Annotated in this window: 25 protein-coding genes; 15 read left to right on the top strand and 10 right to left on the bottom strand. The window is 75.9% G+C overall.

The features are described 5' to 3' along the window. Positions 1-10 precede the first annotated feature (10 nt). Both CELF_RS02070 and CELF_RS02065 read left to right on the top strand, forming a co-directional pair. Positions 11-1,255 carry a TerD family protein gene (locus tag CELF_RS02070; RefSeq protein WP_013769590.1) on the top strand — a complete coding sequence of 415 codons (1,245 nt, stop codon included), beginning with the start codon at positions 11-13 and terminating at the stop codon, positions 1,253-1,255. Then, a complete protein-coding gene (locus CELF_RS02065) occupies positions 1,252-2,922 on the top strand; it encodes a TerD family protein (protein ID WP_013769589.1) in 1,671 nt (556 codons plus the stop codon). Before CELF_RS02070 ends, CELF_RS02065 begins: the two co-directional genes overlap by 4 nt. 115 nt (positions 2,923-3,037) lie before the next feature. On the opposite strand, the gene CELF_RS02060 is transcribed toward CELF_RS02065, so the two are convergent. The 3 genes from CELF_RS02060 to CELF_RS02050 form a co-directional block, all read right to left on the bottom strand. Further along, complete coding sequence (locus CELF_RS02060) at positions 3,038-4,270, bottom strand: MFS transporter (protein WP_013769588.1); 1,233 nt, start codon at positions 4,268-4,270, stop codon at positions 3,038-3,040. Positions 4,271-4,358: 88 nt separating this feature from the next. Next, positions 4,359-4,991: a hypothetical protein gene (locus CELF_RS02055; protein WP_013769587.1), complete on the bottom strand. Its 633-nt coding sequence runs from the start codon at positions 4,989-4,991 to the stop codon at positions 4,359-4,361. Beyond that, positions 4,988-5,377 (bottom strand): DNA-binding protein, encoded by a 390-nt coding sequence (locus CELF_RS02050; RefSeq protein WP_197722520.1) that lies wholly within the window; start codon positions 5,375-5,377, stop codon positions 4,988-4,990. The genes CELF_RS02055 and CELF_RS02050 overlap by 4 nt, the downstream gene beginning before the upstream one ends. Before the next feature lie 57 nt (positions 5,378-5,434). Between CELF_RS02050 and CELF_RS02045 the strand changes: the two genes are divergently transcribed. The 3 genes from CELF_RS02045 to CELF_RS02035 all read left to right on the top strand — a co-directional run bounded on the left by CELF_RS02045 (position 5,435) and on the right by CELF_RS02035 (position 8,214). Then, positions 5,435-6,724: a PEP/pyruvate-binding domain-containing protein gene (locus CELF_RS02045; protein ID WP_013769585.1), complete on the top strand. Its 1,290-nt coding sequence runs from the start codon at positions 5,435-5,437 to the stop codon at positions 6,722-6,724. Continuing rightward, positions 6,721-7,323: a histidine phosphatase family protein gene (locus CELF_RS02040; RefSeq protein ID WP_013769584.1), complete on the top strand. Its 603-nt coding sequence runs from the start codon at positions 6,721-6,723 to the stop codon at positions 7,321-7,323. Before CELF_RS02045 ends, CELF_RS02040 begins: the two co-directional genes overlap by 4 nt. Positions 7,324-7,497: 174 nt before the next feature. Continuing rightward, positions 7,498-8,214, top strand: a complete 717-nt coding sequence (locus CELF_RS02035; RefSeq protein WP_013769583.1) for a tyrosine-protein phosphatase — start codon at positions 7,498-7,500, stop codon at positions 8,212-8,214. Between the two features lie 90 nt (positions 8,215-8,304). On the opposite strand, the gene lgt is transcribed toward CELF_RS02035, so the two are convergent. Beyond that, entirely contained in the window at positions 8,305-9,198 is an 894-nt protein-coding gene (gene lgt / locus CELF_RS02030) for a prolipoprotein diacylglyceryl transferase (protein ID WP_013769582.1), read from the bottom strand. Between the two features lie 94 nt (positions 9,199-9,292). On the opposite strand from lgt, the gene CELF_RS02025 reads away from it, so the two are divergent. The 5 genes from CELF_RS02025 (at position 9,293) to CELF_RS02005 (ending at position 12,358) form a co-directional block, all read left to right on the top strand. Continuing rightward, entirely contained in the window at positions 9,293-9,727 is a 435-nt protein-coding gene (locus tag CELF_RS02025; protein WP_013769581.1) for an Ohr family peroxiredoxin, read from the top strand. After that, complete coding sequence (locus CELF_RS02020) at positions 9,724-10,188, top strand: DoxX family protein (RefSeq protein WP_013769580.1); 465 nt, start codon at positions 9,724-9,726, stop codon at positions 10,186-10,188. The genes CELF_RS02025 and CELF_RS02020 overlap by 4 nt, the downstream gene beginning before the upstream one ends. Further along, on the top strand, positions 10,185-10,826 hold the full coding sequence (locus CELF_RS02015; RefSeq protein ID WP_013769579.1) for a TetR/AcrR family transcriptional regulator: 642 nt from the start codon (positions 10,185-10,187) through the stop codon (positions 10,824-10,826). Before CELF_RS02020 ends, CELF_RS02015 begins: the two co-directional genes overlap by 4 nt. 165 nt (positions 10,827-10,991) lie before the next feature. Next, entirely contained in the window at positions 10,992-11,570 is a 579-nt protein-coding gene (locus CELF_RS02010; RefSeq protein ID WP_013769578.1) for an ArsR/SmtB family transcription factor, read from the top strand. After that, a complete protein-coding gene (locus CELF_RS02005) occupies positions 11,567-12,358 on the top strand; it encodes an SRPBCC family protein (RefSeq protein WP_013769577.1) in 792 nt (263 codons plus the stop codon). Before CELF_RS02010 ends, CELF_RS02005 begins: the two co-directional genes overlap by 4 nt. A 57-nt stretch (positions 12,359-12,415) precedes the next feature. On the opposite strand, the gene CELF_RS21045 is transcribed toward CELF_RS02005, so the two are convergent. Continuing rightward, positions 12,416-13,717 carry a CE1 family esterase gene (locus CELF_RS21045; protein ID WP_013769576.1) on the bottom strand — a complete coding sequence of 434 codons (1,302 nt, stop codon included), beginning with the start codon at positions 13,715-13,717 and terminating at the stop codon, positions 12,416-12,418. Between the two features lie 245 nt (positions 13,718-13,962). On the opposite strand from CELF_RS21045, the gene CELF_RS01995 reads away from it, so the two are divergent. Continuing rightward, complete coding sequence (locus tag CELF_RS01995; RefSeq protein WP_013769575.1) at positions 13,963-15,174, top strand: cellulose binding domain-containing protein; 1,212 nt, start codon at positions 13,963-13,965, stop codon at positions 15,172-15,174. 109 nt (positions 15,175-15,283) lie between these two features. Here CELF_RS01995 and CELF_RS01990 read toward each other — a convergent pair whose 3' ends face one another. From CELF_RS01990 to CELF_RS01980, 3 genes are all read right to left on the bottom strand, one after another. Continuing rightward, positions 15,284-16,207 carry a S1C family serine protease gene (locus tag CELF_RS01990; RefSeq protein ID WP_041553711.1) on the bottom strand — a complete coding sequence of 308 codons (924 nt, stop codon included), beginning with the start codon at positions 16,205-16,207 and terminating at the stop codon, positions 15,284-15,286. Positions 16,208-16,345: 138 nt separating this feature from the next. Continuing rightward, positions 16,346-17,215: an AraC family transcriptional regulator gene (locus tag CELF_RS01985; protein WP_013769573.1), complete on the bottom strand. Its 870-nt coding sequence runs from the start codon at positions 17,213-17,215 to the stop codon at positions 16,346-16,348. 71 nt (positions 17,216-17,286) lie between these two features. Then, positions 17,287-18,237 carry a helix-turn-helix transcriptional regulator gene (locus CELF_RS01980; RefSeq protein ID WP_041553310.1) on the bottom strand — a complete coding sequence of 317 codons (951 nt, stop codon included), beginning with the start codon at positions 18,235-18,237 and terminating at the stop codon, positions 17,287-17,289. A gap of 103 nt (positions 18,238-18,340) precedes the next feature. Here CELF_RS01980 and CELF_RS01975 point away from each other — a divergent pair, with 103 nt between their 5' ends. The 4 genes from CELF_RS01975 (at position 18,341) to CELF_RS01960 (ending at position 21,697) form a co-directional block, all read left to right on the top strand. Next, the gene (locus CELF_RS01975; RefSeq protein WP_013769571.1) at positions 18,341-18,709 is read left to right on the top strand and encodes a VOC family protein; all 369 of its coding nucleotides are present in this window, start codon (positions 18,341-18,343) and stop codon (positions 18,707-18,709) included. A gap of 179 nt (positions 18,710-18,888) precedes the next feature. Further along, positions 18,889-20,115 carry a pectate lyase gene (locus tag CELF_RS01970; RefSeq protein ID WP_232014287.1) on the top strand — a complete coding sequence of 409 codons (1,227 nt, stop codon included), beginning with the start codon at positions 18,889-18,891 and terminating at the stop codon, positions 20,113-20,115. A 504-nt stretch (positions 20,116-20,619) separates the two neighbouring features. After that, complete coding sequence (locus tag CELF_RS01965) at positions 20,620-21,054, top strand: VOC family protein (RefSeq protein ID WP_013769569.1); 435 nt, start codon at positions 20,620-20,622, stop codon at positions 21,052-21,054. A gap of 1 nt (position 21,055) precedes the next feature. Further along, positions 21,056-21,697 (top strand): winged helix-turn-helix transcriptional regulator, encoded by a 642-nt coding sequence (locus CELF_RS01960; protein WP_013769568.1) that lies wholly within the window; start codon positions 21,056-21,058, stop codon positions 21,695-21,697. Positions 21,698-21,708: 11 nt separating this feature from the next. Here CELF_RS01960 and CELF_RS01955 read toward each other — a convergent pair whose 3' ends face one another. After that, positions 21,709-22,257 (bottom strand): ArsR/SmtB family transcription factor, encoded by a 549-nt coding sequence (locus CELF_RS01955; RefSeq protein WP_232014286.1) that lies wholly within the window; start codon positions 22,255-22,257, stop codon positions 21,709-21,711. After that, entirely contained in the window at positions 22,254-22,937 is a 684-nt protein-coding gene (locus CELF_RS01950; RefSeq protein ID WP_013769566.1) for an SRPBCC family protein, read from the bottom strand. The genes CELF_RS01955 and CELF_RS01950 overlap by 4 nt, the downstream gene beginning before the upstream one ends. Positions 22,938-22,964: the final 27 nt, after the last annotated feature.

The following is a 22,964-nucleotide window of genomic DNA, read 5'->3' as shown; positions in this document are numbered from 1 at the left end:
AAGGATCCTGGTGGACCAGCTCACCAAGGGGGCCAACGCCCCGCTGACCGCGCCCCGCGTCACGCTGACCGTCGACGTCCCGGCGCCCGCCGACCTGTCGGCGCTGCTCGTCACCGAGAGCGGCAAGGTCCGCTCCGACGCCGACTTCGTCTTCTACAACCAGCCGACCGGCCCGGGCGTGCGGTGCGTGCAGCCGTCCGCGGGGCAGCCGTGGCGGGTCGAGGTGGACCTCGCGTCCGTCCCGGCCGACGTGCACGCCGTCCGGCTCGTCACCAGCCTGGACGACACGTCGGCGACCTTCGGCCGCGTCGGGCAGCCGGTCGCGCGGGTCGCGGACGACGCCGGCACGCCGCTGTTCGCGTTCACGATGGACGACCTCGCGACCGAGAGCATCGTCGTCGCGCTCGAGCTCTACCGCCGTGCGGGTGCGTGGAAGGTGCGGGCGGTCGGTCAGGGCTACGCGGGCGGGCTCGCCGACCTCATCACGGACCACGGGGTCTCCGTCGAGGACGCGCCGCCGCCCGCTCCCCCGGCTCCTGCCGCTGCGGTCCCGCCGCCGCCCGCCGCCGCCCCGCCCGTCGTCGCCCCGCCCGTCGTCGCCCCGCCCACCGCCGCCCCGCCGGTGCCCGCGGCGCCGCCCGCACCCGCCGAGACCGGCGAGGTGCAGCTCACCAAGGCGCGGCCGGTGAGCCTGACGAAGGGTCAGAAGGTCACGCTGACCAAGGACGGCGGCGTCGCGCTGACGATGATCCGCATGGGCCTCGGGTGGGACCCGGTCCGCAAGCGCGGCATGTTCGGCAGCCGTGAGGTCGAGATCGACCTGGACGCCTCCGCGATCCTCTTCGCGGGCACCGACCCCGTGGACGTCGCCTTCTACAACAACCTGCGCACCCGCGACGGGTCCGTGCAGCACACGGGCGACAACCGCACCGGCGAGGGCGAGGGCGACGACGAGACGATCCTCATCGACCTCACGCGCGTCCCGGTGCACGTCACCAACGTGATGCTCGTCGTCACGTCCTACGAGGGCCACACGTTCGAGCAGGTGCAGAACGCGTTCTGCCGGCTCGTCGACCAGACGACCGGTGCCGAGCTGGCGCGCTACACGCTCGCGGGCGGGATGCCGTACACGGGGATGCTCATGGCGCGGGTGTACCGGCACGGCTCGGCGTGGAAGCTGCAGGCCGTCGGCGAGGGCATGCAGGCCCGCGTCCCGACGGACACCCTCCCGGCGCTCGCCCGGTACCTCGGGTGAGCTCACCGCTCGAGCTCGCGAAGGGGCAGAACGCACCCTGGCCGGACGCGGGGCTCCTCGTGGAGGTCGTGGGCGCGGCGGTCGCGGACTGCGACGTGTCCGTGCTGCTCGTCGACGAGCGGCAGCGGGTCGCGTCGTCCGACGACTTCGTGTTCTACAACCAGCCGTCGGCGCCGGGCGCCACGCTGGAGCCGGGCACCCCGGCGCGCGTCCGCCTGACGCTCGCCGCGGTCCCCGCCCGCGTGCACGCGGTGCTGTGCCTGGTCAGCGTCGACGCGCACCGCCCGCCGCTCGGCGCTCTGCCGCCTCTCACGGCGGTGCTCCGCGGCGCCGACGGGACGGAGCGTGCCCGTTTCGCGCTGGCCGGGCTGACGAGCGAGCGCGCGGTCGTCGCCGTCGAGGTGTACCGCCGCGGTCCGGCGTGGAAGGTGCGCGCCGTCGGGCAGGGGTACGACGGCGGGCTCGCGCAGGCGGTCACCGAGCACGGGGTCGACGTCGACGACGACGCCCCTGCAGCCCACGCGGCCCCCGCGGCCCCGGCCGCCCACGGTGCGGCGCCGCCTCCGGCACCCGCACCGGCGGCCATGGGCCCGACGACGCCGCCGGGCACCAGCGACGGCGAGCGTCTGCTGCGCCACGCCGCGGCGATCTTCGAGGACGCCGCACGCTCCACCGCCGCGCTGCGGTCCAGCGTCGGGTACGCCGACGGCCGCCGCGACGAGGCCCTGGCCGCGCTCGTCGCCGACCCGCGGCTGCGCGGCGGGCCCGAGTACGCGCGCGCGGCCGCCACGGCGGAGCGTGAGCGCGACGACCTCGTCGCGCAGGCGCGGGCGCGGCACGACGCGGACCTGCGCCAGCTCGGCGGCGAGCTCGCCACGTTCGAGGCGCGGCTGCCCGCGGCGATGGCGCCCTGGGCGTCCGGTGCGTGGCGGGGGTGGCGGCCGCCGACGGTGCCGTCCCCGGCCGTGCGCGTCGGGGAGCTGCACGTCGAGGAGGCCCCGACGCTCCGCTTCCCCATGCTGCTCGGCCTGCCGCTGTCGCAGCCCCTGTGGGTCGACACCGCGACCGGCACCGGCGCTGCCGCCGTGCGGATGGTGCGCGCGCTCGTCACCCGGCTGCTCGCGGCGCACCCGGCCGGCGGGCTCGAGGTGCACGTCGTCGACCTCACCGGCGGGCTTGCACCCTCCCTCGCCGCGCTGGCGCAGCCTGGCAGCCGGGTCATGACGACGCCCGCGGCGACGTCCGTGGCGGCCGCGGCCGGGGTGCTCGACGCGCTCGTGCGCCGGGTCGACCTCGTGCAGATGGCCCGGTCCGCCGGTGCGATGGACGCGCTGGACGGCGCAGGCGGTGCGCGGCTCCTCGTGCTGCACGACTTCCCGACCGCCCTCGACGACGCGGCCGTGGGCCGCGTGCGCTACCTGGTCGACGAGGGCCCGGCGTCCGGCGTCCAGGTGCTCCTCACGGGCGAGCGCAGCCCCGTCCTGGACGGCAGCCCGCTCGTCACGACGCTGTTCCGCGAGTCGCTGCGGCTGCCGGTCGAGCCGGACGACCACATCGCCGACGGCTGGACCGGCACGCAGTGGCGCTACACCCCGGACCTGGGCCCGGACGACGCGACGGTGCTCGACGGCGTCCTGCGGGCGGCGGCGGGCACGGACCGAGCCTGACGCCCCGGTCGGCTCCGGGCGGTCGTCCGGCGTCGCCGGACGGGTGCGCAGCGTGGGCGCCCAGCGGGCTCGCCGGGGCGCAGCGGGCGCGGGGTGGCCGTGGGGCGACCGAGGCTCAGGACCGGCCCGGAACGGCCTGCTGGGAACGACGCATGAAGACCACCGCCACGACCTGCAGCAGCGCGACGACGACGGTGAGCGCGACCGGCGCGTCCGCCGCGAGGGCGCCCGCGAGCCCGCCGCCGACGACCGCGGCGACCCCCTGCACGGCGGCGAACCAGCCGTAGGCGGTGGCGCGGCGGCCTGCGGGCACGAGCTCGGCGACGCGCGCCTTCACGGTCGAGTCGAGCAGCCCGCCGGCCAGGCCCCACAGCACGACGCCGACCAGCACCGCCGGAAGCGTCGCGCCGAACGCGAGCGGCGGGACGGCCGCGGCGAGCACGGGGACCGCCAGGACGACGCGGGGCCCGAACCTGTCGTGCACCGCCCCGACCACGAGGGCCCCCACGGCGGCGGCGAGCATCGCGCCCGCGTAGACGACGGGCACGAGGGCGGCGTCCAGCAGCCCTTCGTCGACCAGGTGGTACGAGATGACGGCGAACGTCGTCAGACCGGCCCCCACGGCGGCAGCCGCGGCGGCGAACGACCAGAACGGCCGGGGCAGCTCCCGGGCCGGCCGGAGCCACGCGCCGCGGCCGGCGGGTGTGCCGACCCGGGGGTCGACCGTCGTCGGGGGCGGGTCGTCCGGGGCGAGGCGGCGGACGGCGACCAGCAGCAGCATCGCCACCGCGCCCGGGACGGCCAGCACCGCGAGCGACGGGCTGAGCGAGCCCGTCGCGGCGAGGACCCCGGCGACGAGCAACGGCCCGACGAACGCCCCGAGCTGGTCCATCGCCTTGTGCACGCCGAACCCGCGGCCGAGCCCGACGTCCTCGGCGGCGCGCGCGAGCAGCACCGACTTCGACGGGCTGCGCACGGCCTTGCCGACCCGCTCCAGCAGCAGCAGGGCGCACGCGACCGCGGCGCCGCCCGCGCCGAGCAGGGGCGTCACCGCCAGCAGCGGCACCCCGACGGCGGTGAGCCCGTAGCCGGCGAGCGTCGTCGGCCAGTACCGGCCGACCCGGTCGGCGCGCGCCCCGAACGGCAGGCGCAGCACGAGCGCGGCGGCCTCCCCGAGGCCCGTGACGAGGCCTGCGACGACCATCGGGACGCCTAGCAGCGCGAGCAGCGGTCCCGTGACTGAGCGCGCGCCCTCGTAGACCATGTCGGCCGCGAGGGACACGACCCCGAGCCCCAGCACGACCCGCCAGGCCGCGGAGCGTCCGGTGCCCGTCGCGTCCGTCGTCACGCGGGGACGGTACGCGTCCGGCAGCCCGGGCGCCCGCGCGTCCGTCGGCGCGGCCGGACTCCGTGCCGCCCGACGCCGCCCGGGGGTGTCACTGCGCGGCCCGGTCCCGGCCGAGCGTCGCGAGCAGGTCCTCGTGCAGCTCGAACCAGACGCGGTGGCACGAGTCGACGTCGCTGCGGTCGACCCACCCGTGCTCGCCCGCGCGCGCCCGGCTCAGGGCGGCCGTGAACCGGTGGTGGTAGCCGTCGAACCGGGCGAGCACGCGCGCGAGGCGGTCGGCGAGGGGCGCGAGACCGTCGGCGACCGCGGCGAGCTCGTCGTGGACGCGGGCGTCCCAGGCGACGTCGGTGTGGTCGTTGACGGCGAGGCGGTCGTCGGCGGTGGGACGCAGCTGCCAGTCGGTGCACGCCTGCTGGAGGCGCGCGTTGAGCGGGAGGAAGGCGTCGTGGACGGCGTGGACCTCGTCGAGCCCGCCGGCCTCGGCCAGCTCGGTCGCGAGCAGCCGCTCCCCTGCCGCGCGCCCTCGTGCGGTCAGGGACCAGCCGCCGAGACCGGCGAACGACGTGTGCGTGACCCAGCCGTGGGCCTCGGCGTCCAGCAGCGCCTCGGCGGTCGCGGTCTCGTCGAGGTCGAACCTGCGGGCCACCGCGGCGGTGTCGGCGAAGCCCGTGATCCGCACGGCGTGCAGCACGAGCAGGTCGGGCGCCGAACGGTGCGTCATGTCGACGCCCCGCGGCGGGCGGCGAGCCGGGTGTGGTGCTGCTGGCAGGCCTGCGGCGAGTTGAACCCCATGGCCTGCGCGATCTGGGCCCACGTGAGGCCGGCGGCGCGCGCGACGAACAGCAACCCGTCCTCGAGCCCGTCGACCTCGGCGCGCGCGGCGGCCACGAGCGCGAGCGCCGCGAGGAGGTCCTCGTCGTCGAGCCGGTCGGAGCGCCACAGCGCGAGCTGGACGAGGTCGACGGCGGACGGGGGCACGGGGGCGTGCCGCCAGGGCCGGTCCGCGAGCGCGTCGCCACCGGCCCGCATCAGGCGGGTGCGGGCGTCGTGCTCGCGGCGGGCCTGCTCCTGGTCGGCACGGGCGGCGTCCTGCTCCTTGCTCGGCACGCGTCGATCGTGCATTCTCAACAGAACGTTGTCAACGACTTGTTGAGGAGCCGGTCCGTGATCGTCCCCCTGCGGGAGGCCGTGCCCGCGACCTGCGGAGGCAAGGCCGGCACGCTCGGCGCCCTGCTCCGCGCGGGGCTCCCCGTGCCCGACGGGTTCGTCGTGCCGCGCTCCGTGCACCGCGCCGTCCCGGCCGCCGCCGCGGGCACGGCGCAGGACGCACGCCCCGGCCGACCACCCGTCCGGCCGCCGACGGCGCCCACGGGGCTGGCCGACGCCCTCGCCCGCGGGCTGCGCACGCTCGGCGACCCGCCCGTCGCCGTCCGGTCCTCGGCGGACGACGAGGACACCGCGCACGCGTCGGCGGCCGGGCAGTACGACACCGTCCTCGCAGTGGAGGGCGCGGAGCGGCTGGCCCAGGCTGTGCGTGCGTGCTGGGCGTCGCTGCACGGGCCCCGCGCGGCCGCGTACCGCCGGGGCAGGGCCGGGCACGGGGCCGACGCGCCCGGGATGGCGGTGCTCGTCCAGCGCCATCTGGACCCGCAGGTCGCGGGGGTCATGCTCGTGCCCGGTGACCCGGACGGCCCGACGCTGATCGAGGCGACCTGGGGGCTCGGCACCTCCGTCGTGGACGGCACCGTCACGCCCGACACGTATCGCGTCGCCGCCGACGGGTCCGTGACGTGCACGGTCGCGGACAAGCGCACGCGCACGGACCGGCGCGACGGGCGGCTCGTGACGAGCACCGTCGCCGACGTCGACCGGCGCCGCCCCGCCCTCGACGACCCCACCGCCACGCGCCTCGCCGCCCTCGGCCGTCGCGTCGCCGCCGTCCTCGCCGGGCCGCAGGACGTCGAGTGGGCCGTCGTCGACGGCGAGGCCTGGGTGCTCCAGGCGAGGCCGGTGACGGCCGACGTCCCGGCCGGACGACCGGGACCGGTCGGGGCCCCCGCGGCGTCGCGCGCTCCCGCGGGCCCACCCGACGCGACGCGCCTTCCCGACGCGACCGCAGGCCCGCCGACGCGCCTCGTCGGAACCCCGGGCAGCGCGGGCCGCGCGACCGGCCCGGCCCGCGTGGTCCGGGGACCGGCGGACTTCGCGCGCACCCGGCCCGGTGACGTCCTGGTCTGCCCGTGGACCGACCCCGGCTGGACGCCGCTGCTGCACGTGGCCGCCGCGGTCGTCACCGAGGCAGGCGGCGTGCTCGCCCACGCCGCGATCGTCGCCCGCGAGCGCGGCATCCCCGCCGTCCTCGGGGTCACGGACGCGACGACGGCGCTGCTCGACGGGACGACCGTCACCGTCGACGGCACCGCCGGGACCGTCACCGTCCAGGAGGTGCAGTGAGCACACGGCACCTCTACCTGGCACGCCACGGCGAGGCTGACCCTTTCGGCGAGCTCACCGCCGCCGGTCGACGCCAGTCGCGCCTGCTGGGCGAGCGGCTCGCGCACCTCCCGGTCGACGTGGTGTGGCACTCGCCCCTGCCGCGCGCCCGCGCCGCCGCCCGCGAGCTGGCCCGGCACCTGCCCGGCGTCCCCGTCGGCGAGGCGGCCGAGCTCGTCGACCACGTGCCGTTCGTGCCCGAGCCGGCCGCGACCCCGCCCGCCTGGCGCGGCTTCTTCGACGGCTACGACCTCGCCGAGGCAGCAGCCGGCCGGGCAACCGCCGATGCGCTCGTCGCCCGGTTCGGGACACCGCCCGCCCGCGGCGACCGCGACACGCACGAGGTCGTCGTGACGCACGCGTACCCGATCGCCTGGCTCGTGCGGCACGCGCTCGACGCCCCGCCCGGCCGGTGGCTGGGCCTCGACAGCGCGAACGCCGCCCTCACGGTGATCGAGCTCCGCCCCGACCTGCCGCCGACGCTCGTGACGTTCAACGACCTGGCCCACCTGCCGACCGACCTGCGCTGGACCGGCTTCCGGCCGGCACCACGACCCTGAGCGGGTCAGCCGGTCGGGGCCCAGCGGGACCGCAGCGACTCGGGCAGCAGGACGCCTCCGTGGTTCGGGCTGTGCCCGCCGTCCCCGACGACGAGGCGCGGGCCGTGGCCCGCCTCGGCCGGCGCGGCCGCGATCCGCAGTCCCGCCGCCGGCGCGCGCGCTAGGGTCCCCGGCGTGCGGACGCTCTCGTGGGACGGCTACCGGAACGTGCGTGACCTGGGCGGGCTGCCGACGCCGCTGTCGGCGACCGGCACGACCCGCTCGGGCCGCGTGGCCCGCGGTCCGCGGCGGGAGCTGCTGACGGCTCAGGGCCGCGAGGACGCGGTCCGGTGGGGCGTGCGGACCGTCGTCGACCTGCGCAACGCCGACGAGCACGGCCCGCGGGACGGCGACCCGGACGTCGCGGGCCGGGAGTGGGTGGGCATCACCGTGGTGCACGCCCCGACCGAGGACCCGACGCACGCCGGGTTCCTGGAGACGTGCGGGCCGATCCTCGACTCGCCGGAGTACTGGGCGCACAACGTCCGCCTGCTGCCGGACCTGCTGCGCGTGACGCTCGAGGCGGTCGCGTCGGCCGAGCCGGGCGTCCTGGTGCACTGCAGCGCCGGGCGGGACCGGACCGGGATGGTCACGGCGCTGCTGCTCGCGCACGCGGGCGTCCCGCCGGAGCACGTGGCGGCCGACTGGGCCGAGTCGGTGCGGGCGGTGGCCGGACGCGGGCACCATGCGGACGACCGGCAGTCCTCGTGGGACGAGGACCAGGTCGAGGCGTTCCTCGCGCAGACCGTGCCGGTCGCGCAAGAGGTGGCGGCCGACGTGGCCGGGCTGCTGGACGTCGTCGGCGTCGACGACGACACCCGCACGCGGCTGCGTGACCTGCTGGTCGGCTGAGCGGCACCGGACGAGGAGTTCGCGTCGATCCTGCGCAGCTGGACGGGGGGCGACCTCGGGTCGACGGCGCCGCGCGCGGGCGTCGGGACGTCAGGGGGACGCCGTCGTCGGGGCGTCCGGCGCGGCGGCGACCGGTACCGGCTCGCGACCCGGCGTGTGGACGGACGTCTCCGGCTCGGGGTGCCGGCGTCCCTGGACGACGACGATCCCGGCGCCCAGCAGCACCGCGGCGAGCGCGCCCCACACGTTGGCGGGCAGCCCGAGCGGCGTGACGCTCGTCGGGTCGATGCGCAGGAGCTCGAGCCACACCCGCGCGAGGCCGTACCAGACGAGGTAGAGCCCGAAGGCCCGGCCCCACCGCAGCGCGAACCGCCTCTCGGCCCACAGGATCACAGCCACGCCCAGCAGGTTCCACAGCGACTCGTAGAGGAACAGCGGGTGGAACAGCGTGCCCGCGGGCAGGTCGTCGGGGTACGCCGGGTTGCTGGACGGGATCTCCAGCCCCCAGGGCAGCGTGGTGGGGCTGCCGTACAGCTCGTGGTTGAACCAGTTGCCGAGACGCCCGATCGCCTGCGCGAGGAGCATCCCGGGGGCGAGCGCGTCGGCGAACGACCAGAGGCGGATGCCGGCGCGGCGGCACCCGATCCAGGCGCCGACGGCGCCGCCGAGGAGCGACCCGAAGACGGCGAGCCCGCCCTCCCACACGTAGAGGACGGTCAGCGGGTCGCGGCCCGCCCCGACGTAGTCGCCCCAGTGGGTGAGCACGTGGTAGATCCGCGCCCCGACGATCCCGAGGGGGACGGCCCACAGGACGACGTCGAGGACGGCGCCCTCGTGCCCGCCGCGGGCCGTGAGCCGCCGGGACGTCAGCCAGGTGGCGGCGACGATCCCCGCGAGCAGGCACAGCGCGTAGGTGTGGACGGTCAGCGGGCCGATCGACCACGTCGCCCACGCCGGGTCGGGGCTCGGGATGCTCACGTGCACGGCGGTCCTCCCTGTCGTCTGCGCGCAGCCTACGAGCAGGACCGATCGGGGTTAAGGTAGACAGACTAGTTCGTCTACTTGAGGAGCCACCGTCATGGCAGCCGTCTACACCGCCACCGCCGTCGCGACCGGAGAGGGCCGGGCCGGAGGCCGCGCGCAGTCGGACGACGGCCAGCTCGACGTGACGCTCGCCGTCCCGACGGGCCTGGGCGGCCCGGGCGGCGGCACCAACCCCGAGCAGCTCTTCGCCGCCGGGTGGGCGTCCTGCTTCCACTCCGCGCTCAAGTCCGTCGCCGCGCGGGAGAAGGTCACGTTGCGCGACTCGGCGGTCGTGGCCCACGTCGGGCTGCTCGCGCTGGAGACCGGCTACACGATCGAGGCCGCGCTCGACGTGGAGATCGGCGGCCTGCCGCAGGCCGAGGCCGAGCGCCTCGTGCACCTCGCGCACCAGGTCTGCCCGTACTCCAACGCCACGCGCGGCAACGTCGAGGTCCGGCTCACGACGACGACCGACGACGCCGACCGATGACCGCGACCACGATCGCCCCGCCCGCGCGCGACGGCGTGCTGCGCACGGTCGGGCGCGTGTGGCTCGGCCTGACGCTCGCGTTCGCCGGGACGACGCACCTCACGGTCGCGCGCCAGGAGTTCCTCGCGCAGGTGCCCGCGTGGGTGCCGGTCGACCACGACCTCGTGGTCCTCGCGTCCGGCGCGGTCGAGATCGCGCTCGGCATCGCGCTCGTGGGTGCGCCCCGCCGGTGGCGGCCCTGGGTCGGGGCGGTCGTGGCGCTGTTCTTCGTCGCGATCTTCCCCGGCAACGTCGCGCAGTACGTCGAGGGCGTCGACGGCTTCGGGCTCGACACCGACGCCAAGCGCCTGGCCCGCCTGCCCTTCCAGGCGGTCCTCGTGCTGTGGGCGCTGTGGTCCTGCGGGACGTGGAGGGCGTACCGCGCGCACCGCGCCGCGACGCAGACGGCGGACGCGCGATGAGCACCCCGGTCGCGCTGGAGGACCCGACGGCGCCCGTCGTCGGCCGGCCGCGGCGCGACGGCGGCCAGTCCGAGGCGGCCCGGCGCATCCTCGCCGCCGCGGGGCCGCGGTTCTACCGCGAGGGGATCCGCGCGGTGTCCGCCGACGCGGTCATGGCGGACGCGCAGGTCACGAAGGCGACGTTCTACCGGCACTTCCCCACCAAGGACGACCTGGTCGCGGCGTACCTGGCGACGGTCGCGGCCGCCGAGCGGGCCGCCGTCGAGGGGTGGCGCGCTGCGCTGCCCCCGCAGGACGTGCTCACGGCGTACGGCGACCACCTCGCGGCGCAGACGTGCGGCGAGGGGTTCCGGGGCTGCCCGTTCCTCAACGCGGTCGCCGAGTACCCCGACCCGGAGCATCCCGTCCGCCGGGTCGCGGACGACCACCGCGCCTGGCTGCGCACGACGGCCGGTGAGCTGCTGCGCGCGATGGACGTCCCGCGCCCGGACGAGGTCGCCGTGCAGCTCGTGATGCTGCGCGACGGCGCGATGGTCGCGGGCCCCGCGGTCGGTCCGGACGTCGTCGCCCGCACCCTGCACGACGCCGGGCGCACCCTCGTCGAGCACGCCCGCGCGGGGCGCACCGGGCGCGCCTGAGGCCACCCTGCCGCGCGCGCCGGGCTTGTCGTCGGCGCGCGCAGCAGGTGCGTGGCGCAGCATCGCCACGCGCCGGGCGGGGTCGGTCCTCCGGGCCCGGCGACGGGTCGGGACGAGGATGCGTCCGCTCTTGACAACATTTGTTGTCAAGGCCAGCCTGGAGCCATGCACGACATCGAGGTCATCGAGGACGCGGAGGCCGCCGCGGCGGCGCTGGACCCCGTCCGGGCCCAGCTGCTCCGTGAGCTCACCGTCCCGGCGTCGGCCGCCGGGCTCGCCGCACGGGTCGGCATCACGCGCCAGAAGGTCAACTACCACCTCAAGGCGCTCGAGGCGCACGGCCTCGTCGAGCTCGCCGAGGAGCGGCGGCACGGCGGCATCACCGAGCGTGTGCTGCAGGCCTCGGCGGCGTCCTACGTCGTCTCGCCGACAGCAGTCAGCGCCTCGGCGGCCGACCCCGGCGCGTCCGCCGACCACCACTCGGCCGCGTACCTCGTCGCGCTCGCCGGTCGGCTCGTCCGGGAGGTCGGTGCCCTCGCCCGCCGCGCCGGCACGTCCGGCCGGCGCCTGCCGACGCTCACGATCGACACGCAGATCGGCTTCCGCTCGGCCGCCGACCGGGCCGCGTTCGCCGACGACCTCACCGCCGCGGTGCTCGACCTGGCCGCGCGCTACCACCATGACGACGGGCGCCCGCACCGGCTCGTCGTCGCCGCGCACCCCGTCCCGGAGGAGTCCTCATGACCAGCACCCCGCACGTCCCCTACCGCCTGGAGTTCAGCGTCGAGGTCCCGGGCACTCCCGAGCAGGTGTGGGAGGCGCTCGCCACCGCGAAGGGCATGAGCGCGTGGTTCACGACCACCGAGCTCGAGGAGCGCGAGGGTGGCGCCCTGCGGTTCGTCATGGGCCCCGAGATGGACTCGGTCGGCAAGGTCGTCCGATGGGACCCGCCGCACCGGCTCGTCTACGAGGAGGACTGGGCCGCCCTCATGGGCAAGGACCCCGACAGCCTCAGCCCGCTGACCTCGGAGTTCGTCGTCGAGGCGACGTCGGGCGGCACGTGCGTCGTGCGCGTCACCAGCAGCGGGTTCGGGGTCGGCGCCGACTGGGAGCCGCAGTGGTGGGACACCCTCGGCCCCGACTGGAAGCCGTTCTTCGACAACCTGCGCGTCTACCTGGAGCACTTCGCCGGGCAGTCCGCGACGCAGCTCGAGGCCCAGGCCACGCACGCGGGCGACCCGGTCGCGGTCTGGCAGGCCGCGCGTGACGCGCTCGGCGTCGGCGACGAGGGCACCTCCGTCGAGCTGCGGGGCGCCACCGGGACGGTCGAGAAGGTCGTCGACCGCCACGCGCTCGTCCGCCTGACCGCACCCGTGCCCGGCGTGCTCAACCTCTGGTCGTACGGCGAGGAGGACGGCAAGGCGACCGTCGGGGTCCGCGCCTACCTGTTCGGGGCGGAGGCACCGGAGTACGCCCGCCGCGAGGAGCCCGCCTGGCAGTCCTGGCTGCAGGGGCTCACCGTCTCCGCCTGACCACGTCACGGGCCGGGCCCGGAACCGCCACGCGCGGTCCGGGCCCGGCCCGCGTCGTCACGAGGCGGTGCAGGACAGCGTCGGCGTCGGAGCCGTGCCGCTGCCGAGCAGGCCGAACGTGGCCGTCCCGCCCGTCGCCAGGCGCCCGTTCCACTCGACGTTCGTGACGACGACCGCGCCGCCCTGCGTGCTCACCGAGCCGTTCCAGACCTGGTCGACGCGCTCGCCGGCGGGCCGCCAGCTCACGCTCCACGCGGTCGTCGGCGCACCGGCCCGCACCGTCACCTCGCCCTGGAACCCGCCCGGCCACGCGTTGACCGTCCGGTACGTCGCCGTGCAGCCGCCGGGCGAGGTCGTCGGCGTGGGCGTCACGGTCGGCGTGGGCGTCGGGGTGGGCGTGGGCGGCGGGGTGGGCGTCACCGTCGGCGTGGGCGTCGGGGTGGGCGTCGTCGACGGCAGCGACGTGAAGAACCGCCAGACCTCGCCGGGCACCCACGACTGCTGCTGCCCGCGGTCACGGGCATCCCACTGGTGCCCGCTGTCGGACGCGATCCACACGACCGGGAACCCGTCGCGGCACGTGTACGCCGTGCGCACGTGGGTGCCGCTGCCCGCCGCGGGCTCGGGTGCCTGCTGGGGCTGGCAGCCGTTGGTCCGCAGCGCCCGGTCGCGCAGCGCGCGACCCTGGGAGATCGCGAGGACGTCGTCCACGACGCCGTGCGACCCGAGGTACGCGATCGGCTGGGTCCCGCCCGCGCACCCGGACAGCTGCGCGCCGTTGAGGACGGCGACGGCGCGGAACACGTCGGCGCGCGCGCACGCGAGCGCGTTGCTCATGCCGCCGCCGTAGCTGAAGCCGGTCGCGAACCGCTGCGTGGTGTCGATGCACAGCCCGGACTCGACGACGCGCAGCACCGCGTCGATGAACGCGACGTCCTGCCCGTTCGTGTTGGGCCAGGCGTTGTCGATGCCCTGCGGCGCGACGAACACCGTGCTGGTGCCGGCGAGCGGCTCGAGGCCGTAGAAGCGCTGGTTGACGACGTCCGCGGACGTGCCGTGCCACCAGTGCAGCCCGACGACGAGCCGGTACGCCCGGTTCGGGTCGTACCCGTCGGGCACGTCGAGGCGGAAGGTGCGGGCCGTGCCGCCGACGCTGACGGTGTGGCTCCCGCTCGCCAGCGCGGCCGGGCGACCGCACCCGGACGTCGCCGCGGCCGGGACCGCGGCCGGGACCGCCGCCGGGGTGGCGCCGCCGAGCAGCGCCGACGCGGGCGCGGTCAGCCCGACGACCGTGAGCAGCGCGGCGGCGGCCGCCACGAGCAGGGTTCGTGCACGTCGGGTGGGAGTGGGGTGTCGCACGGGGCCGCTCCTTGTGCCGTCAGCCGGGCCCGTTCTCCGGGCCACCGCGGGACGCCCCCGGCGGTCCGGCGACCGTAGTGCGGCCCCGCGACGGTGCGGCAGCGTCCGAAACGATTTTCTTCACCGAAGTAGAGCCGTTGCCCTGGACACCTCGGCGGTGTCCCCTCCACGGTGGTCAGCGGCGACAGGGACGTCGACGGCCGACCGGTCGCGACGCTGCGGCACACGACCTCGGAGGCAGCACGATGGGACGACTCGCTCGGGCGGCACGCTGGGCCGCGGTCGGCGTCAGCACGCTCCTCGCCGCGGCGGTCCTGGCACCACCGGCGGCAGCGGCCGGCGGCTCGGGCCCCTACCCCGCCGACCACGAGACGTCGAGCACCCTGCCGAACCACACCATCTACCGGCCGGCGACGCTCCCGTCGCGCCCGATGCCCGTCCTCGTGTGGGGCAACGGCGCGTGCTCCGGCAACGGCACGTCGGCGGCGAACTTCCTGCGCGAGATCGCGTCGCACGGGGTCCTCGTCATCTCCAACGGCGCCCCGAACGGCTCCGGCTCCACGACCGCGGCGATGCTCACGCAGTCGATCGACTGGGCCTTCACCGAGAGCACGCGGTCCGGCAGCGCGCTGCGGGGGCGCATCGACACCACCCGGGTCGCGGCAGCCGGCTTCTCGTGCGGCGGCCTGGAGGCCTACGCCGTCTCGGGCGACCCCCGCGTGACGACCACGATGATCTTCAGCAGCGGCCTGCTCAACGACGCCGACGACTACCAGCTCCGGCGCCTCGACCACCCGGTCGCGTACGTCATCGGCGGCCCCGGCGACATCGCCTACCCGAACGCGATGGACGACTGGGGCAAGCTGCCCGCCGGGCTGCCCGCGTTCATGGGCAACCTGCCCGTCGGCCACGGCGGCACCTACGACCAGCCGAACGGCGGCGAGTTCGGCCGGGTCGCGGCCCTGTGGGCGAGGTGGCAGCTCCTGGGTGACACGGACGCGGGCCGCGCGTTCGTCGGCCGGGACTGCGGGCTGTGCACGGACGGACGGTGGACGGTCCAGCAGAAGAACCTCGTCCTGGGCCCGACGCCGACCCCGACGCCGACCCCCACGCCGACGCCCACCCCCACCGTGACGCCCACCCCCACGCCTTCCCCCACCGGCGGCGCGGCGTGCACCGCTACCTACACGGTCGTCAACCAGTGGCCGGGCGGCTTCGTCGCGAACGTCGACGTGACCGCGCGGCAGCCGCTGGCCGGGTGGACCGTCCGGGTCGCGCTCCCGTCGGGCGCGTCGGCGACCTCGGTGTGGAACGGCGTGAGCTCCGGCCCCGCCGCGACGCCGACCGTCCGCAACGCCGCCTGGAACGGCACGCTGTCCGCGGGGCAGTCGACCGGGTTCGGCTTCCAGGGCGTCGGCACGGGCGCGGGCGCGACCGTGACCTGCGACGCCGCCTGAGCGCGCCGAAACGCCGCCGACGGCGGCCCACGACTCGACCGGCGGCGGGAGCGGGCGCGCCCCGCCGCCGGTCGGCTTCACCGCCCGGCGCCGGACGGGACGGCCGACGTCAGGGCGTGACGAGCTCCCGCGGGTAGGCGAGGACGTCGACGAGGGCGCCGTTGCGCCACACCGTCACCTCGATGCGCCGGTCGATCGCGTCCTCGACCATGAGCCGCTGCACGGCCGTCGCGGTCACCACGCGGTTGCCGTCGAGCTCGACGACCACGTCCCCGCGGTGCAGGCCGGCCTCGGCGGCGGGGCTGCCGGGCGACACCTCGACGACCTGGAGCCCCGTGCGGGAACCCATGCGCGCCGCGAGCTCGGGCGACAGACGGACCTGCGTGCCGGCGATGCCGAGCCACGCGCGCCGCACCCGGCCGCGCGTCATGAGCGCGTCGACGATCCGCCGGGTCGTGTCGTTGACGGGCACCGCGAGCCCGACCCCGATGCCCGCGAGCGCCGTGTTCACCCCGACCATCCGCCCCGTGCCGTCGGCGAGCACGCCGCCGCTGTTGCCGGGGTTGAGCGCCGCGTCGGTCTGCACGACCTCGTCGACGACGCGCCCGGACGTCGTGGGCAGGGACCGCCCGAGCGCCGAGACGATCCCGGCGGTCACGCTGCCCGCGAGGCCGAGGGGGTTGCCGAGCGCGATGACGAGCTGCCCGACGCGCAGACGTGCGGCGTCGCCCATCGGCACGGGATCGGGCAGGTCGTCGTGGGCGCGCAGGACCGCGAGGTCGGACAGCGGGTCGCGCCCCACGACGTCCGCGTCGACGGTCGTCCCGTCGAGGAACGCGGCCTCGACGCGACGCGCGCCCGCGACGACGTGCGCGCTGGTCAGCAGGTGCCGGTCGTGCGTGATGACGCTCGCCGATCCCGCGCCGGTGCCGGTCGCGGTCGTCACCGTGAGGCTCGCGACGCTCGGCAGCACGCGCTCGGCGACCCCCGAGACGGTGCGCGAGTAGGCGTCCAGCACGTCCTCGTCGTCCATGCCCTGGTGCAGCACCCCAGCGGGCCGTGTCCATACCCGCGTTCGCCGAGGGCCGACAGCCGAGAGCCGGCGGGGTGCGGCGGTGGGCAAGCCCGTGAGCGCGGTGGGCGGCGGGGGCCCCGCCGCCCACCGCGCATCTCAGGCAGGCTCGACCGGAAGCCAGAGCTCGACGGTGGCGGTGCTGAAGTCGTCGGCGCGGTCGAGCACCGCGACCACCTCCGGCCCTGGACGCAGGCGCCAGGGGTTGGACGGGAACCAGTCGGTCGCGGTGGCCGCCCACACCGACTGCAGGGTCGCGGGGTACGGGCCGGTGGCGCGGAAGACGGCCCACGACCCGGCGTCGACGGGCACGACGTCCAGGTCGGCGGGGACGTCGACGCCGTCGGTGACGGCGACGCCGTGCAGGTAGGTGAGCTCGGTGCTCTCCCGGCGATCGGGGTCGAGGTCGGTGCTCACGGCGAGCAGTCCGTGCGGCTCGGCGTCACCGAGCGCCTTGAGACGGTGGTGCTCGGTGGGCGGCAGCGCGGCGACGTGCTCCCGGATCGCGGGGTTGACGCCCTCGTGCACGAGCGGCACGCGTGCGGCGTGCCCCACGAGGCGGAAGGCGGGGCGGGTGACGAGGCGGACGTCCATGGGCAGCGCTCCTTCGACTGTCAGGCGGAACCTGAGGCGGGGTTGGGTGCGGAAGGGGCCACCGTCGCGCCGGGCTCGTCCCGGGGTGACGCCGTGGACGGCCTGGAACGCCCGTCCGAACGCCTCGGCCGACCCGTAGCCGTGCCGCACGGCGATGTCGAGCAGGTCGCCGGAGCCGGAGACGACGTCGGCCGCCGCCACCGTCATCCGCCGGCGGCGCACGTAGTCGGACAGCGGCATGCCGGCGAGCGACGAGAACATGCGTCGCAGGTGGTGCTCGGTGGTGCCGAGCGTCGATGCGAGCCGGTCGACGTCGAGGTCGTCGGTGAGGTGGTCCTCGACGAGGTCGACGAGCCGGTTGAGCCAGGCGATCACGGTGCTCCCTTCCGTCGTCCACCGTGCCGTCACCGGAGGGTGCTGGACCCGATCATCGCGGTCCGGTCCGGTCAGCCGGCGTTCGCGGCGACCAGCTCGGCGCCGATGCGGGCGAGCTCGACCCGGACGGACGCGGGCTCGACCACCTCGACGTCGGCGCCCCAGCCCGCGAGGTGCCGCGCGACGTCGAGCGCGCGCGGCGCGGTCACGTGGGCGCGTGCTCGTCCGTCGGGGTGGGTGCCGGCCGGCTCGCAGTGCCGCCCCATGCGGGCCTGGAGGATCGGCAGCAGGTGCGGGGCGATCAGGACCGTCGCCCGCAGCGTCGAGCGCCGCCGCTCGACCTCCTCGACGGTCCGTTCCCACATCCGCTCGACGTCGAGGTCGTCGGGTCGGGCCGCCGGCAGCTCGGTGACCTCGGCGTGCACGACGCGGTCGAGCCGGAACGTCCGCGGCCCGGCGTCGGTGCCCGCGAGGAGATACCAGGTGCCGTCCTTGTCCGCCAGGCCCCACGGGTCGACGAGCCGCTCGGACGGTTCACGCGTGCGGCCCGCGTACCGGAGCCGGACCTGCCGGCGCCGCACGACCGCGGGCTCGAGCGCGTCGGCGAGCGCCGGGCGCGCGCGCCCCTGCTCGCCCCACCCGACGGGGTCGACGACGACGGCGTCCGCCGCGGCGGCGGCCTCGGCGCGGAACGTCTGCGGCAGCGCGCGCAGCACCTTGCGGAGGGCCGAGCGGGCCTCGGGCCGCGCGCGGCCGGAGGACGCGGGCCCGAGCAGCGCGAACAGGGCGCGCGCCTCCGGCGCGGTGAGCCCGGTGAGGTCGGTGCGGGCGCCGCCGACGAGCTGCCACCCGCCCCCGCGGCCTGCCTGCGGGTAGACCGGGATGCCCGCGGCGGACAGCGCCTCGAGGTCCCGTCGGGCCGTGGCGAGCGACACCTCGGTCGCGGCCGCGACCTCCGCGGCGGTCGTCCGGCCGCGGGTCTGGAGCAGCAGGAGGGTGGCGACGAGCCGGTCTGCGCGCACGTCGTCAGTCTGCTGCACAACGTGCTCAGGAGGTGAGCACTTCACGGAGCATGGTGGGAGTTGTCGGGCGGGAGGGACCGCCCCCGAGGGAAGGACCGGACCCGTGCTCCGTGGGATCGCCACCGTGAACGTCTACGCCGCCGACCACGCCGCCGCCTCGCGGTGGTACACCGAGGTGCTCGGCATCGAGCCCTACTTCCAGCGCCCCGGGTACCACGAGTTCCGCGTGGGCGACCTCCAGCAGGAGCTCGGCATCATCGACCGCCGGTACGCGCCCGCCGGCGAGCCGGACGCGCCCGGCGGCGCCGTCGTGCACTGGCACGTGGACGACCTGCCGCATGCCGTCGACCGCCTGCTGGAGCTCGGCGCGACCCTGCGCGAGCCGGTCACCGAGCGCGGCGAGGGGTTCGTCACGGCCTCCGTCGTCGACCCGTTCGGCAACGTGCTCGGCGTGATGTCGAACCCCCACTAGCTCGAGGTCCTCGCGCGCACCGCCCACTGAGAAACCCGAGAAACCGGCGCCTTCAACGATTCACACCCTGTCGCGGGGTGGCGGGCCCGTGCTTGGTTCGCCGGGAAAGCGCTTTCGACGCAGAGAGGAAGCACATGTCCCGCCACTCCGCAGCGACACGGCGACGCACCGTGCGCGTCGTGCTCGCCTCCGCCCTCGCACTCGTGCTGGGCGGCACGCTCGGGCTCGGGTCCGCGCTGACCGCGACAGCGGCCAGCGTCGACACGGGCGCGTACTACGTCCTGGTCAACCGCCAGAGCGGCAAGGCCATGGAGGTCGCCGACTGGTCGACCGCCGACGGCGGCGTCGTCCAGCAGTGGTCCCGCAACGACGGCAGCTGGCAGCAGTGGAGGTTCGTCTCCGTCGGGGACGGCTGGTACAAGCTGCAGAACCGCCACTCCGGCAAGGTCCTCGACCTGTGGGGCTGGAGCACCGCCGACGGCGGCGAGTTCCGCCAGTACGCCGACCTGAACGGGGCCAACCAGCACTTCAAGCTCGGCGACTCGGAGAGCGGCCGCATCCGGCTGGTCAACCGGCACAGCGGCAAGGCCGTGACCGTCACCGACCGCTCCACGGCGGACGGCGCGCGGATCACGCAGCTCACCGACAACAACCAGTACAACCAGCAGTGGGAGCTCGCGAAGGTCGGCTCGGGCGGCGGCACCACGACCCCGCCGCCCTCGGGCTCGTTCCCGTCCTGGCCGTCGGCCACGGGCGAGAAGAAGGTGTCGAGCACCATCAGCGTCTCCGGCACGCTCGACGGCGGCTACGTCCGCTACTACGGGATCTCCTCGGGCGACCAGGGCGAGTCGCAGCCGCCGATGTTCCAGCTCTCCGACGGCGCCGTGCTGAAGAACGTCATCCTCGGGACCGGCGCGGGTGACGGCGTGCACTGCACCGGCACCTGCACGCTCGAGAACGTCTGGTGGGAGGACGTCGGCGAGGACGCGGCGACCCTCAAGGGCTCGTCGTCGTCGCAGGTCATGACCGTCAACGGCGGCGGCGCGAAGAGCGCCTCCGACAAGGTGTTCCAGCACAACGGCCCGGGCAGGTTCGTCATCACGAACTTCCAGGTCTCGAGCTTCGGCAAGCTCTACCGCTCGTGCGGCAACTGCTCCAAGCAGTACGCCCGCACCGTCGTCGTCGACAACGTCCAGGTCACCGCACCCGGCAAGTCCCTCGTCGGGATCAACTCCAACCTCGGCGACAAGGCGACGATCACCAACGTGACGATCATCGGCGACTCCTCGAAGAAGATCGCGATCTGCGAGGAGTACAAGGGCGTGACGTCGGGCGAGCCGACCAAGATCGGCTCCGGCCCGTCGGCCGCCTGCGGCTACTCGACCTCGTCGATCACCTACAGGTGACACCCGTCGGCACCTGCGGCTGAGCCGGTGGCTGCACCGCCCGGAACGGGGCGGTGCAGCCACCGCGCACCGGACTCCCGCGCCTCCGGGCCGGCTCGACGGCCGCCGGAGGTCCGGCGTCGAGGTGCAGCCGCCACCCGGCAGACCACGTCCGCTTGGTGTTTTCTTGACGATGTTCTGGGAATGGTCGAGAAATCGTGATAGGTTTCCCATATCTGCACGCCCCGCACGACGGGGCGTCACACCGAGAGCCGCGGGTAAATGCCGGATGTTCGGCGCGCGCCGTCCTGACAGCCGCGGAGCTCTCCACACGACACGATGCGCCGCACGATGGCCGGGCCGGTGAGGTTCGGTCAGATCGGTCTGCAAGGCCCGAGGTACGAAGGCCGTCGCCCCTGGGGGCGGCGGCCTTCGCGCGTCCCGGGGCGACACCCCTTGACCTCACGCTTGCTTTTTGCAAGTGTGAGCGGGTCAGCAGGTCACACCCAGACGAGGGAGTCCGTCATGACCGCGATGTTCGTCAACCTGCCGGTGACCGACCTGGACCGCGCGAAGGCCTTCTACGCGGCCCTCGGCTTCACCATCAACCCGATGTTCACCGACCACAACGCCGCCTGCGTCGTGGTCGAGGAGGACCACAGCGCGTTCATGCTGCTCACCCGCGAGTACTTCCAGACGTTCACGGACCTGCCGCTCGGCGACCCGGCCGTGAGCCCGTCGGTCTCGACCGCGGTCTTCCTCGACAGCCGGGACGCCGTCGACGCCACGGCCGCCGCGGCTCTCGTCGCGGGCGGCGCCGAGCCGCGGCCCGCCACCGACTACGGGTTCATGTACCAGCGCGGCATCACCGACCCCGACGGGAACGTGCTCGAGTTCGGCTGGATGGACCCCGCTGCGGCCGAGCAGGGCCCCGAGGCGTTCGCGAGCCAGCAGGCCTGACGTGGCCGCACGGGAGTACGGGCAGTACTGCGGGGTCACGCGCGCCCTCGAGCTCGTCGGGGAGCGGTGGGCCCTGCTCATCGTCCGCGACCTGCTCGTCGGGCCGCGCCGCTACGGCGAGCTCGCCGCGGGCCTGCCGCGCATCCCGAGCAACATCCTGGCGGCGCGGCTCAAGGAGCTCCAGGAGGCCGGCGTCATCCGCCGCGCCCCCCGCTCGCGCGTCATCGTCTACGAGCTCACGCCGTACGGGCACGAGCTCGAGCCCGTGGTCCTCGCGCTCGGGACCTGGGGGTTCAAGGCGATGGGCGACCCGCGCGACGAGCAGGTCGTGACGCCCGACTCGATGACGATGGCGCTGCGCACCGCCTTCCGGCCCGACGTCGCCGCCGGCCTGCCGTCGACCGTCTACGGGGCACGCGTCGGCCCGGCCGAGCTGCTCGTCCGCGTCGACGGCCCCACGCTCGACGTGGGGCGTGGCGACGGGCCGGCCGACCTCGCGTTCGCGGCCGGCCCCGCGATCCGGCACGTCATCTCCGGGCAGCTCGCGCCGTCCCGCGCGATCGAGACCGGCGTCGTGCAGGTCCTGCACGGGCGCGCGGAGCTGCTCGACCGGTTCGCGAGCACGTTCCACCTGGCCGCCTGACCGCGGCCGGGTCAGGCCCCGGTGGCGTGGCGCTCCCCGTCCCCCGCCTCGGCGGCGGCCGGGTGCGCCGCGTCGCCACCCGCCGCCGGGGCGGACGCGGCGCGGGAGCGACGGCCGCGTGCGAGCTCGGTGGCGAGCGCGTCGAGCGGCTGGGCGAACGGGTCCTGGAAGGCGCGGAGCCAGTCGCCCACCACCGCGAGCGCCGCCGGGTCGGGCGCGTACAGGCGGCGGCTCCCGTCGGCGCGCACCGTCACGACGCCCGCGTCGCGCAGGACGCGCAGGTGCTGCGACGTCGCGGGCTGCGAGATGCCGAACTCCGCGCGCGCGAGCGCGACGAGGTCGCCCGCGGCGCACTCCCCGGCCGCGAGGCGCTCCAGCAGGCGGCGGCGCACCGGGTCCGCGAGTGCCGCGAGCACGGCGTCGAGGTGCGGCCGGAGGGCCGACCCACCGGCCCGGGTGCGGACGGTCGTGGCGGGGCGCACGGCGGCGGGCCGCGTGGCGGCGGACGCGGTGCGGTGACCGCCGGCCGGCGCGTCCGCGGCACGATCCGCGGTGCTCAACGCGTCTGCTCGTCCCCGTCGGCGGGCGCAGCCGCGTCACCCGTCGGGGCCTCCTGGCCCGTGTAGAACGCGATGGTCCGGGCGCCCGCCTCGCGGGCCGCGGCGGGGTCGTCCCCGTCGGCCGCGGCCGCGTCGGCCCAGCCGGTCGCCGCCGTCGTGACGAAGGCCCGACCCTCGGGTCCGACCGTCCACGCCTCGGCGGCGGCGGGGTCGACGGCGGCGCGCGTCGCGAGGTGCGTCGCGAGCCCCCACAGCGCCAGGTCCCAGCCGACACCGACGGCGCCCGGGCCGAACTGCTCCCAGAAGGCGGGGTCGACGTGCGCCTCGTGGACGAGCCGCAGCTCGGTGCCGTCGCCGGCGGGCGCGAGGTGGACCTCGACCCAGCTGACCTCGCCGTTGTACTCCCAGGTCACCGCGAGGCGTCCGGGGCGCTCGCACGCCTCGACCGTGCCCCCCGCGTTGCCCTCGAGCTGGTAGCGGCCGCCGACCCGCAGGTCGCCGCTGACCGGCAGGAACCAGCGGGGCAGCCGCTCGGCGCTGGTGAGCGCGTCCCAGACGTCCTCGACCTCGGCGCGGTAGGTGCGGCGCGCCTCGGCGACCTTGGTGGGCCGCCCGCCCCGCTCCCCCGTGCGCACCTCGCGTGCGACCAGCCCGACCTGCTCCAGTGCGTCGATCGTCATCGCCCGTTCCCTTCGTATAAGCCGACA

It is taken from the genome of Cellulomonas fimi ATCC 484, assembly GCF_000212695.1.
Taxonomy (GTDB): domain Bacteria; phylum Actinomycetota; class Actinomycetes; order Actinomycetales; family Cellulomonadaceae; genus Cellulomonas; species Cellulomonas fimi.
The sequence above is the reverse complement of the archived record's forward strand: the minus strand, read 5'-3'. Positions and strand labels throughout refer to the sequence as shown.